We start from the raw sequence: 12,985 nt of genomic DNA on the forward strand, positions 1-12,985 counted from the left end.
CCCGAGCTGGTGCTGAGTAAGAAACACGAACTGGGCTTGCAGATGTTTGAACGTTCGGCCACCAAGGGCTATCACCTGGCGTTTGCCCGAAGACCCGGACTGAGTCAGGAGGAAAACCTGCGCTGGGCCAGCGATCTGCTGGGTGTTAAGTATGACGATAAAGCCAAGGATATCACCCGCGTGTTCTTCACCACAACCGAGGCCGATTTGCTTTATCTGGATGATGCGATTTTTGAGCTCGCCGAACAGGCTGATACAGTGATACAGTGTGACAGTTCAGAAACATCGGTTACACCTAATTACAATGTCAATGCCATGTATAACGGCATGCCTTTTACCGAGATTATCGCCAAGTATTGGGAACTGTACAATGGGGGCAAGGCGTCCGTAATAGGTGATAGGAATGCTTTGACCTTTGAGTTGGCGGTTACCCTACGCTCCATCTGCGGTTACGATTTGGGACAGCTGATGCAGGTGATACCCAACTACTGGGCTGCGCCCGATGGCACCTGCACCGAGGCCGATAAGGATGGTAAGCTGGTGATTACGCAGGAGACGAATGCGGCCAATCCCATTCAGAAGGGCCTGAAGCCGCTGCTGACTTTCGATGTGTGGGAGCATGCGTATTATCTGGATTATCAGAACCGCCGACCTGACCACTTGGCTGCACTCTGGCAGATAGTGGATTGGGAGGTGATTGAAAAACGTTACGAGTGATGTATACCCCCAACAGGGCATACATAACCCCTACGGGGCATTTGGAGAATAATCATGAAAAAAATGTGATAAATAGCGCATTTCTCGCAGAAAAGATGTATCTTCGCAGCATGAATAATAAAGCAAAGGAATGAAGGACTATCCCGATAGGATGACGCCAGAGCAGGCGAGGAAGTTTGGTGAGGATGTGCTGAATATCGTCAGCCAGATTCCTTATGGAAAGGTGACTACGTATGGCCACATAGCCGCTTTGGCAGGATGGCCCAGCCATTCAAGGATGGTAGGACGGACATTGCGATATATGCCGGGGGCGGAGAATCTGCCTTGTCATCGGGTGGTGAACAAAGAAGGTCGTACAGCTCCAGGATGGAGTCGTCAACGTACTTTGCTTGAAGAAGAGGGCGTCCACTTCAAGGCCAACGGGCATGTGGATATGACGCGACATTTATGGGAACCGTAATAAAAGATTATTTATTATACAAGCATTATGAAGAAAATCCTTTTTATCGTCGGTTCGCTGAGGGAAGGTTCCTTCAACCGGCAACTGGCCCGCGAGGCTGAACAAATGATTGGCGCACGCGCCGAAGTGATATACCTGAATTTCAAGGATGTACCGCTGATGAATCAGGATATTGAGTTTCCAGAGCCGGAAGCTGTGATCCGTCTGCGTGCATCGGTGAAAGAGGCTGATGCGCTTTGGGTGTTCACACCGGAGTATAATTTTAGCTATCCAGGGCATGTGAAGAACCTCTTTGACTGGCTGTCACGACCAGTGGCGGCAGGTAACTATGAGACACCAACCGTTATCAACGGCAAGAAGGTAGCTTTGAGTGGTGCAGGCGGTAAGATGGCTACAGCCAAATGTCGCGAGAAACTGACGGAACTGCTCACCTTCATTAAGGCCGATGTGATGGAACTACAAACAGGCATCGCCTTAAACGTGGAGGCCTGGACCGAAGGACGCATGATTCTCAGCGATGAGCAGAAAACAATGCTGAAGGATCAAGTGGAGGCTTTTTTGAAGTTTATATGAGAATATGATGACTGCCAAAGAAATCATTGCCTATATGGAGGCGCTGCGAAATGAGGAGCAGCGAAGAGTGCTCATGGGGTTCTTCAAAACGGGACCAGGTGAGTATGGCGAGGGTGATGAGTTCCTGGGGCTGAAGGTGCCGCAGACAAGGGAGGTAGTCAAAAAGGTATTGAACATGGAACATGGACCATTTCCCATTAGCGAGGTGCCAGAGTTGCTGATGTCGAAATGGCATGAGGTTAGGCTTTGCGGATTGCTGATTCTCGTTGCAAAATTCGAGAAATTGGCAACCAAACGATTGGAGCATGACGAGAAGGCTATTCGGGGGCGTGATGAAATCCTGACGATGTACCTACAGTATGCTGAGCTGGCAAATAACTGGGACTTGGTAGATTTGTCTGTGCATAAGATTCTGGGACATTGGCTGCTACTACCGACGAACCTTGGTAACAGGGATTATAAGATAAAGGTACAGGATGAACTGGCGCAAAGTGACAATCTATGGAAACAACGCATGAGCATCGTCTGTTCGTGGAAAACCTCGCAGATGGGAGACCCGTCGTGGTGCTTGAGGTATGCGGAGATCCATCTGCACCATCCACACGACTTGATGCACAAGGCGGTAGGCTGGATGCTAAGAGAGATGGGCAAGCGCGTATCGATGGACCTGCTCTGTGAATTTCTGCGCCAGCATGCTCACGAGATGCCTCGCACCATGCTGCGCTATGCCATCGAAAAGATGCCGGAACAGGAACGCCAATACTGGATGAAACGATAACTTGAATCGTAAAGAATGTTAAATAATTGAGGGTGTCCCGACTTTTGGGACAGTCTGCTTGTATCTTTGCAGCCATGTTGACAGAAAAAACAATGGAGAAATTGCGGATACTCGCAGAGTCGGCGAAATACGATGTGTCGTGTTCGTCGAGCGGTACCGTACGTAAAGGTAAGCAGGGTATGGTGGGCTCTACGGTAGGCGGGGTAGGCATCTGCCACTCGTTTGCCGATGACGGGCGCTGTATCTCGTTGCTGAAGGTGATGCTGACGAACTACTGCATGTACGACTGTGCCTACTGTATCAATCGGCGGAGCAATGACATCAAGCGGGCGACGCTGAGCGTGAGCGAACTCGAGGAAATCACGATGGAGTTCTATCGCAGAAACTACATTGAGGGGCTCTTCCTGTCGAGTGGGGTGGTGCGCAATCCTGACTATACGATGGAGCGGTTGACGGCTATTGCCCGCGATCTCAGAACCGTTCATCGCTTCAATGGCTATATCCACCTAAAGGGCATCCCCGGCTGTTCGCAGGAACTGCTCAATGAGGCAGGGCGCTATGCCGACCGTATGAGCGTGAACATCGAGATTCCTAAGGAGGCGTCGCTGAAACTCCTTGCGCCTGAGAAAGACCACCAAAGCGTGTTCCAGCCGATGAAGATGATTCAGCAGGGGGTGCTGGAGAATAAAGAAGACCGCAAGAAATACCGCTATGCACCAAGGTTTGTGCCAGCCGGACAATCGACACAGATGATTGTAGGCGCGACGAAAGAGACGGACAAGGATATCCTGCTGATGTCGTCGATGCTCTATGGACAGCCTACGATGAGGCGCGTGTACTATTCGGGTTATGTGAGTGTGAACACCTACGACCCACGACTGCCCATACTCAAGCAGCCGCCATTGGTGCGCGAGAACCGGCTCTATCAGGCTGATTGGTTGTTGCGATTCTATCATTTTAAAGTTGACGAGATAGTGGATGACCAGCACGCCAATCTCGACCTGGAGGTTGATCCGAAACTGGCTTGGGCACTACGGCATCCAGCATATTTCCCTGTGGACATCAATACGGCTGATTACGAGCAGCTATTGAGAGTGCCAGGACTCGGTACCAAGTCGGCATGGCTCATCGTGAACTCGCGACGATTCAACCGCCTCACATCATTCGACCTGAAGAAGATGGGCGTAGTGATGAAGAAGGCGAAGTACTTTATTACGTGCAACGAACTGACCTCGCAGTTCTCGCAGCCTATCATCGGCATTAACGAAATGCGACCAGAGCGACTAAGACCGCTGCTGATTTCGAAAGCGCAGCAGAAACGGGCAGCAGAAGAACGACAACTAAAACTGGATTTTGGAGAATGACGGTATATGTATTTGACAGAACGTTGGACGGGCTGCTGACGGCAGTGTTCGATGCTTTCTATCTGAAGGAACAACCAGAGCAACTCCTGGCGGAGGGCGATGTCCTGCCACTGTTTTGCGAACGAATCTACCACGTGACGACAGACGAAGAGAAAGCACGACGGGTATGGGCTGGACTGGAGAAGAAGCTCAGTTGTGAGGCCCTGCGACTGATTTCTGTCAGTTGGCTGTCGGAACAGCGAGAACTGAACACACCGTTGTTCCTATATATATGTAAGGTGTTTAAGTTGGGCGATATATCACGAAATTTCGCTGATGCTGATGTGCTGGCTGTGACAGATATTGCCCGCAGAGTGCTGCATGAACAGCTGAGGATGAAGCAGTTCATCCGCTTCCAGAAGGCAAAGGACGGTACTTATCTGGGCGTTGTTTCGCCTGACCATAATGTGTTGCCTATCATCACCGACCATTTTCAGGATCGGTTTAACGACCAGCCTTGGCTGATCTATGATGCGAAGCGGCATTACGGGTATTATTACGATGGTCATGTAGCGCCCCTCCGCGTCACCTTCGAGGATGAGGCCGCAGTGCCCTTCGACCTGAGGAATGGCAAGATGGATGCCGACGTGTTGAGCGACAACGACCAGTTGTTCCAAGACCTTTGGCGCACTTACTTTAAGGCCATCTGCATCAAGGAACGTATGAATCCCCGTAAGCAGTTGCAAGATATGCCGCGCCGTTATTGGAGATACATGACAGAAAAGAATGGGTAATATTTGCAAAAAAAACTGTTTTCCTTTGGTGTTTTGCTTGCTTATTCGTATTTTTGCAGTCGAACAAATTTGAACTATGAATATGATAAGCGATACCATCAAGTACATCGGTGTGGATGATCTGGACATCGATCTGTTTGAGAGTCAGTATGTGGTGCCCGAGGGCATGAGTTATAACTCGTATCTCATCGATGATGAGAAGATAGCAGTGCTGGATACTGCCGACCGCCGTAAAGGAGAGGAGTGGAAAGCGAACCTGACTGCGGCTCTGAATGGACGCCAGCCTGACTATCTGGTGGTTCACCATATGGAGCCCGACCACTCGGCACTGATTGCCTGGATGCTGGAGACTTATCCTGGCGTGCAACTGGTGTGCAGTGTCCAGGCCGTGAAGATGCTGTCGAACTTCTTTGAGGGCGTTGATTTTATAGGTCGCGTGATGACCGTAAAGGAGGGCGATACCCTTGCTTTGGGTAAGCACACACTGCAGTTTATCGGTGCAGCCATGATTCACTGGCCAGAGGTGATTATGAGTTACGACACTACCGACAAGGTGCTGTTCTCGGCAGATGGCTTTGGAAAGTTTGGTGCGCTGGTACACGAGACTGACGATTGGGCTTGTGAGGCACGTCGCTATTACTTTAATATCTGTGGTAAATACGGCTCGCAGGTGCAGATGGTGGTGAAGAAAATGGCTGCCCTGGATGTGCAGGCTATCTGTCCGCTGCATGGACCTATGTTGAAGGGAGAGGCCCTGACAGAGGCTGTGCGTCTGTATGATATCTGGAGCAAATACGAGCCCGAGAGCGAGGGTATACTGATAGCCTACGCCAGCATTCATGGTGGCACAGCTAAGGCTGCTGAGAGACTGGGAGAGATCCTGCGCGCAAAGGGCGCTCCTAAGGTTGTGGTGAGCGACCTGAGTCGCTCGGATATGGCTGAGGTTATCGAGGATGCTTTCCGCTATCCTACGGTAGTGGTGGCTGCATCGAGCTACGATGCAGGTGTGTTCCCCGTGATGCACGACTTCCTGTATCACCTGCAGATCAAGAACTACCAGAAACGTAAGTTCGGTATTATCGAGAACGGTAGCTGGGCGCCCACTGCCGGCAAGACCATGCGCACGATGATTGAAGCCCTGAAGGACTGCGAAATCGTAGAGCCGATGGTTACTATCCGCTCGCGCATGAAGACTACCGATGAGCCCCTGCTGGAGCAATTGGCTGAGGCGCTGGTGCAATAATATCAGATTTAAATTATTGTTAAATAAACGGAAGGTGTCCTGATTTCAGGGCACCTTTGTTTTTTTAATTATAAAATTGGTGCAAAAAAAGTTAAATAATTTGGTTTATTGAGAAATGCTGTCTATATTTGCCAAAAGTTCTAAAAAAACAATAATTATCAACAACTATGAATGTAAGGCATTCTTCTGTTTCTGTTCTCGCCTTATTAGCCATTATGTCGTGCGAGAAGCCCGTTTTTCCTCAATCGGAGAAGTCGGGTGGTGATGCTAATGGAAATGTCGTTGTTCGTGTATTTCGGATAGAGCAGCAGTCGTTTGATACGTCAAAAACACGAACAGATGGAACGGCTAACTTTAACCGCCTGAATTTCGCTATTTATGATGAGGCTGGTAAGCGCGTGAAGCAGGTGAATCAAACCATCAGCGATGACAGTTTTGGTGCCACTGCGTTTGCGCTGGAGCCTGGTGTATATGATGTGGTAGTGGTTGCCCATAGTAGTAAGGGGAATCCGACCATGACCGACCCAACCAAAATCAGGTTTGATAATAGCGATGGGTTTACCGACACCTTTCTGTATCATACCATTGTGGAGGTGGGCAACGCGCCACTGACGGTACAGGCTGATCTGAAGCGTATCGTATCGCTCTGTAGAGTAGAATTGACCGATGCTATTCCGACGGGTGTCGATCAGATGCGGTTCCAGTATAAGGGAGGCTCGGGTGCCTTTAATGCTGCGACGGGGTTGGGGAGTGTGAATAGCACGCAGACCGAGTTCTTCCCAGTTGAGCCTGGTAAAGAATCATCGGTATACGACCTGTATACTTTTCTGCATAGTGACGAAGGTACGATTCATCTGCAGGCAACAGCCTACGATGAACAACAGAATATCGTTTGTGAACGTGAATTCGATGTGCCGATGAAGCGTCGACTGATAACTAAACTCAGCGGACCTTTTTTCTCAGAATCAACCAGTTCATCTCTTACTATCGTTATTGGCATCCGAGACGATTGGGAGGGTGAACATTTAATAAATTTTTAATCAATGAAATTCAAATTATTAGTTTGTACAGCTGTGGTACTCATGGCTGTAGGTTGCAGCAAAGATGCTGAGCAAACGGGTGGAAACGCCCCAGTAGAAAACCCTGAAAACGAGATGGTACCCATCCGTGTACACATGAGTGGCTTCACTGTGACGCAGGAAGCTATCGCTGGTACGCGTGGCACTCAGGCGGTGGAAGACTATGCCGGCGTGAAGGTAATCGATCTCGTGTTTTTCAATGCCGATGGCTCTGAAGCCTATCGGCAAGAACAGGATCGCAGTGTGCCGGCTGGCTACACGACCTTTGGTGAGTTCGCGTGTCAGTTGCCTGTGGGCCACTATACGATGGTGGCTGTTGCCCGTGGACGAAGTGAGGGGGATAACTTTACCCTTTCCAGTCCGGAAGCAGCTGGCTATACCAGTGAACGTGCGCGCGAGACGTTGACAGCCGTGCAGAGTGTCACGGTGACCAGTGGTACACCGACGGATCTCGATGTGACGCTGAAGCGTGTTGTGGCTAAGTTGAGAATCGTATCGAATGACAACCGCTCTGCGAGTTGCACGAAGATACGTACGACTTATGCTGCTGGTGGCAAAAGCTTTAACCCCACTACGGGACAGGCGTTGACCAATACTGGGGTGATAGTGACTAACTCGCCTTCGTCGTTGACCAGTGTGGCGCCTGTTGACGTCATCAGCTATATCTTCTTGGATAGCGATGAACAGACGATGGACATCACTATCGAGGCACTGGATGCAAATAACGATGTGTTGTCGACTAAGGTGGCCAAAGACGTGTCGCTGAAACGAAACCGTTGTACTATTCTGTCGGGTGACATCTTTAGTACCACGGCTTCGGCGGTTGCTTTCAAAGTTGAATCCTGGCTCGATGATTACAACGCTGCGTTCTAATCTGTTATGCAGGGTTGTAATAGGTCTTGTACCACTCGGCAAAGTGGCGGAGACCTTCGCGGAGCGTGATCTTTGGTGTGAAACCGTAGTCGCGCTCTAAGGCGGTGGCATCGGCATAGGTGGTGGGGACATCACCTGGCTGCATGGGCACGAGCTGCTTGTGGGCCTCGAAATCAAAGTCCTGAGGGAGGACGCCGGCACGTACGAGCTCTTCCTGAAGGATGGTGACGAAGTCGAGCAGGTTCTCAGGTTGGCCACCACCGATATTATACACGGCGTAGGGCGGGATGGGCAGACCATCTTCGCCCTTCTTACGTTCAGGGGCGCCCTGCATCACACGTACGATACCCTCAACGATATCATCGACATAGGTGAAATCGCGACGGCAGTTGCCATAGTTGAAAATCTGGATGGTCTCGCCCTTCAAGAGTTTGTTGGTGAAACCGAAATAGGCCATATCGGGGCGACCGGCAGGACCATAGACGGTGAAGAAACGCAGGCCTGTGCTGGGGATATCGTAGAGCTTGGAATAGCAGTGGGCAAAGAGCTCGTTGCTCTTCTTGGTGGCAGCGTAGAGGGATACGGGGTTATCTACGCGGTCATCGGTAGAGAAGGGCACCTTCTTGTTGCCGCCATAAACGCTGGAGCTTGAGGCGTAAACCAAGTGCTGGACAGGGTGATGGCGGCAGGCCTCGAGGATGTTATAGAAGCCAATCATGTTGCTCATGATATAGGCATCGGGGTTGGTGATCGAATAGCGCACACCAGCCTGAGCCGCGAGGTTCACGACTACATCGAACTTGTAGTCGTCGAACAACTTGTCGATCAAGGCCTTATCAGCCAGATCGCCCTTCACGAAGTGATAGTTGCAACCTTCGGGCTTCAAGGCCTCGAGCTCCTTGAGGCGTGATTCCTTCAACGACACATCATAGTAGTCGTTCATATTGTCGATATTTACAATCGTCGATTCTTTCGTATCCTTGAACAGACGTTTAACGAGGTTTGATCCAATAAAGCCGGCTCCTCCTGTTACCAGAATCTTTTTACCGTTTAAATTGATTTTATTCATATCTTTTTTTTTTATTCTATAAACCGGGCGCCGTCGTCGGGTTTTACCCAGAAGACTTGGAAGGTCTTTTCGTATTCGGGGAATAGGGCGAGGTAACGCTTGGTGAGTTCGTGCTCGATATCGGCCTTATGGGCGGGATCGACCAAGGCGATGCAGGCGCCTTTGAAGCCGGCACCACTGAATCGACCACCATAGACTCCAGGCAGGGAGCGCATAATCTCGTAGATGGCGATGAGCTCGGGCGAGCCACACTCGTAGTTGTGGATGGAGCTCTCGCAGGAATCGAAGCTCAGCTTTCCGAAGAGTTTCAGGTTACCTGTCTCCCAGGCTGTGACACCCTGGCGCACGCGGCGATACTCAGAGTAAAAATGCTCTGCTCTGCGAGCAAAACGCGCTGGCATGGCGATGCGTGTTTTTTCGAAGGTGGTCTTAGGGATATCGCGCAAGAACGTCTTATCAAACGTCTTGAGGGGTTGATCGGTATAAGCCAGCATGTTCCAAGCAGCCGTCTTACACTCGTAAACACGCAGGTTATAATCGGAATTAACAAGGCTTCGCGTCAGGCCGCTAAAGAAAATGCCAATCTCAAATTCGGGCATCTCAGGATTGCGCTTGATGATGCGCCAATCGTTGCTATCGCAATCCAGGAACAGCAAGCCATTCTTCTTGCCCAGGGCGATACAGGCCTGATCGAGCAGACCGTTGTTCAGTCCGATATACTCGCGCTCAGCCTCGGAAGCGATTTTGACAACTTCGAAAGGTTGCAGGGTGATATCGTTAGCCTTAGCAAACGCCATTACGTAGGCAATGAGTACTGCAGCACTCGAACTCAAACCGCCAACGGGCAGCGAACCCTGGATGACGCCTGTAATGCCTCGCTTGAGTTCGAAGCGCTTCTTGAGGGCGTATTTGGCGCCGCGCGCATAGTCGCCCCAGTGGCGCTCTTTCACTTGTGTAGGCGCATCAACATCGAAATCGACCACTCCCTCGAAAGTCTTAGACTCTAGATGAACGTGACCATCGTTGGCTATGTTGAACCAAAGGTCGACACCTTTATCGATGGCAAAACCTGTGACCAGACCGTGCTGATGGTCGACATGTGCGCCCAAGGGACATACGCGATAGGGCGAGAAAATGTGATACTGATAGTTATTTTCCATATTTTTCTACTGCTTCGTAGTAAGTGTCCAATGAACCAATATCAAAGCGTCCGGCAGACATGGGCCAGGCGTGCATCGTGGTGTGTTCTACCATATAGTGGGCCAGATTGCCTGGTGCATCCTTGCCGCAACCATTCTCAACAGAGTGGCGCACCAGATCGAGATCCTTTTTCAGATAGATATAGAAAGGTGGCACTGCCCAGTGGCTCTTGGGCTGCTGGGGCTTCTCCTCCATGCCCAATACCTTGTTATCGGCATCGAGCTCAACCACACCTGTGCGCTGCAGCTTTTCGATAGAGGGCTGCTCGTGGCACATGATGCATGAAGTGCCTTTCTGCTTGGCGAAATCGACAAATTCCTGGAAACTGAAGAATAGCAGATTATCGGCGGCAACAACCAAAAGGTCATCGTCGATGTGCAGCTTATCCATCGCAAACAGCAAGTCGCACACAGCACCTAAGCGCGTATCATTGGTCTTTGTGCCATCATCCACGATCGTAATCGGTTTTTGATACTTTACCTCCTTGGCCCAATCCTCGAAGATGTGGGCGAACTTATGGTTAGTAATGATAATGTGTTCATCGATGTCGGGTATCTGGTCGATGTCATCGAGCATACGTCCCAGAATGGTGTTCTGACCAATCTTGAGTAGTGGTTTAGGGAAGTTCTTGGTGAGCTCACCCAAACGGGTGGCATAGCCAGCAGCAATAACGATATTCTTCATAATTTTATCTATTTTGGGCGCAAAGATAGTGCTTTTATTTAAATAATCGCAAAAAAAACAAAAAATTATTTGGTTTTTCGCTGGATTTGAGCTACCTTTGCACCCGGTTTAATTCTGGACTATAAATAATTGGCTATAAATATGAGAAATCCGTTTGACAAACTCCTGAATTGGTATTTTACCAAAAACTCACTACCATATTGGTGTATCCTTTTGATAGACTGCGTGGCCTTGATGTTTTGCGGTTTCCTGACTTTCTGGATATTCCATAATGCAGTACAGACGTTTGAGAATACCCTGCAGATTATTAATACGATGATGATATTCATGGTGTTGAGTGTTATCGGATTTCGTGTGTTCCATACCTATTCAGGCTTTATGCGCTATTCGAGTTTCGTTGACTTGATGCGAGTGGTTTATTGTAATGCCATGAATTTAGGATTGGCCTTGCTGGCTGATTGGGGGCTGGATAATCTACCCGGAAACTGGTTCGCTCATTTTAACACGACCAGCATTTGTCTGATATTCATTATCAACACCCTGTTGATGTGGGCGTTGCGCATATTTGTAAAGACACTGTATGATGTGGCTTTCTCGAACACCCGTTCAAAGCGCATTCTTATTTACGGTGCCTTGTCGGGAGGCGTTGGTCTGGCGAAATATATCAATTCGCAGCGTCCTCGAAGATATATTGTGAAAGGTTTTATCTCGCATAATCAGAAGGCCTGTCACCAAGAGATCATGGGTGAGAAAGTATATCCAGCTGATGCTGATCTGGCTGAGATTATCAAGAGAAATGATATCGAGGCTGTGTTGGTTTGTCCTTATCGTGTGAAGGATTTCCGTAATAACCAGCATCTCCAGGATGTGATTATCGGTGCTGGCGCCAAAATTCTTATGACGCAGGGAGTTGTTGAGATAGATGCTGAACATAACACCGAAGAACCCCTTGATTTCTCGCACATGCAGTTGCATGAGGTGAGCGTAGAAGAGCTGCTGCCTCGCTCTGAGATTCATGTGGATATGAAATCGGTGGGCGAGTTCCTGGTTGGTCAGCGTGTGCTGGTGACTGGTGCTGCAGGTTCTATCGGATCAGAAATCTGTCGCCAGGTGGCTAAGCTGAATCCTGCAGCCATGTTGCTGATAGACCAGGCTGAGACCCCAGAACACGATATCCGTCTGATGATGCAGAAGGAGTTTCCCCAGATTTCTGCTGAGACTGTGGTGACATCGATATGCAAGGAGAAGCGTATGGAGGAGCTGTTTAAGCGTTTCCGTCCTGACTATGTGTTCCATGCGGCAGCCTATAAGCATGTGCCTATGATGGAGGATAACCCCAGCGAGGCTGTACAGAATAATATCTTCGGCACTAAGGTGATTGCCGATCTGTCAGTAAAATACGGTGTGAAGAAATTCGTGATGGTATCTACCGATAAGGCCGTGAACCCCACGAATGTGATGGGTTGCTCGAAGCGAATCTGCGAGATCTATGTGCAGAGCTTGGACTTGGCTATCAAGACACGCAGAATAGGTTCTTACCTGGAAAAGCTGGGTAATGAGAATAGTTTTATTACCTCAAGCCAGATGGGCGGTCCTACAGCGCGCACGCAGTTTGTGACTACACGCTTTGGTAATGTGCTGGGATCGAACGGAAGTGTTATTCCCCTGTTTCGTGAACAGATTAAGAATGGCGGTCCTGTGACGGTGACTGATGAGCGCATTGTGCGTTTCTTCATGTTGATTCCTGAGGCTTGTAAGCTGGTGCTTGAGGCAGGTACTAAGGGTAATGGCGGTGAGATCTTCGTGTTCGACATGGGACAGCCTGTGAAGATAGCTGACTTGGCGAAACGTATGATCAAGCTCAGTGGTGCCAAGAACGTGGAGGTGAAGTTTACTGGTTTGCGTCCAGGTGAGAAACTCTATGAAGAGGTGCTGAACGAACTGGAGGGCACCAAGCCAACCTTCCATGAGAAGATCCGTATTGCTGAGGTGCGTGAATATGCCTACGATCAGGTTTGTAAGGATATCAACGAACTGATAGAGATATCGCAGCGGTATGATGATATGGCGACAGTTGCTAAGATGAAGCAGATTGTTCCAGAATACAAATCGAATAATTCAATATACGAAAAGTTGGATGTATAAAAGAAAAGCAGGGCTTCAGCTCTGCTT

Annotated in this window: 13 protein-coding genes; 10 read left to right on the top strand and 3 right to left on the bottom strand. The window is 49.5% G+C overall.

Annotated features, from left to right (window positions below; all coding sequences use genetic code 11):
* Nucleotides 1-6 precede the first annotated feature (6 nt).
* The 9 genes from T491_RS18145 to T491_RS0114375 all read left to right on the top strand — a co-directional run bounded on the left by T491_RS18145 (nucleotide 7) and on the right by T491_RS0114375 (nucleotide 7,860).
* Entirely contained in the window at nucleotides 7-717 is a 711-nt protein-coding gene (locus T491_RS18145) for a superoxide dismutase (protein WP_231480265.1), read from the top strand.
* A 130-nt stretch (nucleotides 718-847) separates the two neighbouring features.
* Nucleotides 848-1,177: an MGMT family protein gene (locus T491_RS0114340; protein WP_028904496.1), complete on the top strand. Its 330-nt coding sequence runs from the start codon at nucleotides 848-850 to the stop codon at nucleotides 1,175-1,177.
* A gap of 27 nt (nucleotides 1,178-1,204) precedes the next feature.
* Nucleotides 1,205-1,750, top strand: coding sequence for an NADPH-dependent FMN reductase (locus T491_RS0114345; RefSeq protein WP_028904497.1), 546 nt, complete (start codon nucleotides 1,205-1,207; stop codon nucleotides 1,748-1,750).
* A 4-nt stretch (nucleotides 1,751-1,754) separates the two neighbouring features.
* Nucleotides 1,755-2,528: a DNA alkylation repair protein gene (locus T491_RS0114350; RefSeq protein ID WP_081773404.1), complete on the top strand. Its 774-nt coding sequence runs from the start codon at nucleotides 1,755-1,757 to the stop codon at nucleotides 2,526-2,528.
* A 92-nt stretch (nucleotides 2,529-2,620) separates the two neighbouring features.
* Nucleotides 2,621-3,892, top strand: coding sequence for a putative DNA modification/repair radical SAM protein (locus T491_RS0114355; protein WP_369699761.1), 1,272 nt, complete (start codon nucleotides 2,621-2,623; stop codon nucleotides 3,890-3,892).
* The gene (locus tag T491_RS0114360) at nucleotides 3,889-4,665 is read left to right on the top strand and encodes a TIGR03915 family putative DNA repair protein (protein ID WP_028904500.1); all 777 of its coding nucleotides are present in this window, start codon (nucleotides 3,889-3,891) and stop codon (nucleotides 4,663-4,665) included. Before T491_RS0114355 ends, T491_RS0114360 begins: the two co-directional genes overlap by 4 nt.
* A gap of 76 nt (nucleotides 4,666-4,741) precedes the next feature.
* Entirely contained in the window at nucleotides 4,742-5,908 is a 1,167-nt protein-coding gene (locus T491_RS0114365; RefSeq protein ID WP_028904501.1) for an FprA family A-type flavoprotein, read from the top strand.
* Nucleotides 5,909-6,075: 167 nt separating this feature from the next.
* Nucleotides 6,076-6,948 (top strand): FimB/Mfa2 family fimbrial subunit, encoded by an 873-nt coding sequence (locus T491_RS0114370; RefSeq protein WP_081773405.1) that lies wholly within the window; start codon nucleotides 6,076-6,078, stop codon nucleotides 6,946-6,948.
* Between the two features lie 3 nt (nucleotides 6,949-6,951).
* Nucleotides 6,952-7,860 (top strand): FimB/Mfa2 family fimbrial subunit, encoded by a 909-nt coding sequence (locus T491_RS0114375; protein ID WP_028904503.1) that lies wholly within the window; start codon nucleotides 6,952-6,954, stop codon nucleotides 7,858-7,860.
* 4 nt (nucleotides 7,861-7,864) lie between these two features.
* On the opposite strand, the gene T491_RS0114380 is transcribed toward T491_RS0114375, so the two are convergent.
* From T491_RS0114380 to T491_RS0114390, 3 genes are read right to left on the bottom strand one after another with little or no spacing between them, the layout of a single operon-like run.
* Nucleotides 7,865-8,929, bottom strand: coding sequence for an NAD-dependent epimerase/dehydratase family protein (locus T491_RS0114380; protein WP_028904504.1), 1,065 nt, complete (start codon nucleotides 8,927-8,929; stop codon nucleotides 7,865-7,867).
* An 11-nt stretch (nucleotides 8,930-8,940) separates the two neighbouring features.
* Complete coding sequence (locus tag T491_RS16705; protein ID WP_036916192.1) at nucleotides 8,941-10,089, bottom strand: galactokinase family protein; 1,149 nt, start codon at nucleotides 10,087-10,089, stop codon at nucleotides 8,941-8,943.
* Nucleotides 10,079-10,813, bottom strand: a complete 735-nt coding sequence (locus T491_RS0114390; RefSeq protein WP_028904505.1) for a sugar phosphate nucleotidyltransferase — start codon at nucleotides 10,811-10,813, stop codon at nucleotides 10,079-10,081. The genes T491_RS16705 and T491_RS0114390 overlap by 11 nt, the downstream gene beginning before the upstream one ends.
* 141 nt (nucleotides 10,814-10,954) lie before the next feature.
* Between T491_RS0114390 and T491_RS0114395 the strand changes: the two genes are divergently transcribed.
* Nucleotides 10,955-12,958, top strand: coding sequence for a nucleoside-diphosphate sugar epimerase/dehydratase (locus T491_RS0114395; protein WP_028904506.1), 2,004 nt, complete (start codon nucleotides 10,955-10,957; stop codon nucleotides 12,956-12,958).
* Nucleotides 12,959-12,985 lie beyond the last annotated feature (27 nt).

The sequence above is a fragment of the Prevotella sp. P6B4 genome (assembly GCF_000619985.1).
Taxonomy (GTDB): domain Bacteria; phylum Bacteroidota; class Bacteroidia; order Bacteroidales; family Bacteroidaceae; genus Prevotella.

Excerpts from the sequence above, each read along its gene's own strand:
- T491_RS0114350 (WP_081773404.1), top strand. The coding sequence starts at position 1,755 with ATGATGACTGCCAAAGAAATCATTGCCTATATGGAGGCGCTGCGAAAT.
- T491_RS16705 (WP_036916192.1), bottom strand. The coding sequence starts at position 10,089 with ATGGAAAATAACTATCAGTATCACATTTTCTCGCCCTATCGCGTATGT.
- T491_RS0114380 (WP_028904504.1), bottom strand. The coding sequence starts at position 8,929 with ATGAATAAAATCAATTTAAACGGTAAAAAGATTCTGGTAACAGGAGGA.
- T491_RS0114345 (WP_028904497.1), top strand. The coding sequence starts at position 1,205 with ATGAAGAAAATCCTTTTTATCGTCGGTTCGCTGAGGGAAGGTTCCTTC.
- T491_RS0114355 (WP_369699761.1), top strand. The coding sequence starts at position 2,621 with ATGGAGAAATTGCGGATACTCGCAGAGTCGGCGAAATACGATGTGTCG.
- T491_RS0114390 (WP_028904505.1), bottom strand. The coding sequence starts at position 10,813 with ATGAAGAATATCGTTATTGCTGCTGGCTATGCCACCCGTTTGGGTGAG.
- T491_RS0114340 (WP_028904496.1), top strand. The coding sequence starts at position 848 with ATGAAGGACTATCCCGATAGGATGACGCCAGAGCAGGCGAGGAAGTTT.
- T491_RS0114370 (WP_081773405.1), top strand. The coding sequence starts at position 6,076 with ATGAATGTAAGGCATTCTTCTGTTTCTGTTCTCGCCTTATTAGCCATT.
- T491_RS0114375 (WP_028904503.1), top strand. The coding sequence starts at position 6,952 with ATGAAATTCAAATTATTAGTTTGTACAGCTGTGGTACTCATGGCTGTA.
- T491_RS0114395 (WP_028904506.1), top strand. The coding sequence starts at position 10,955 with ATGAGAAATCCGTTTGACAAACTCCTGAATTGGTATTTTACCAAAAAC.
- T491_RS0114365 (WP_028904501.1), top strand. The coding sequence starts at position 4,742 with ATGAATATGATAAGCGATACCATCAAGTACATCGGTGTGGATGATCTG.
- T491_RS0114360 (WP_028904500.1), top strand. The coding sequence starts at position 3,889 with ATGACGGTATATGTATTTGACAGAACGTTGGACGGGCTGCTGACGGCA.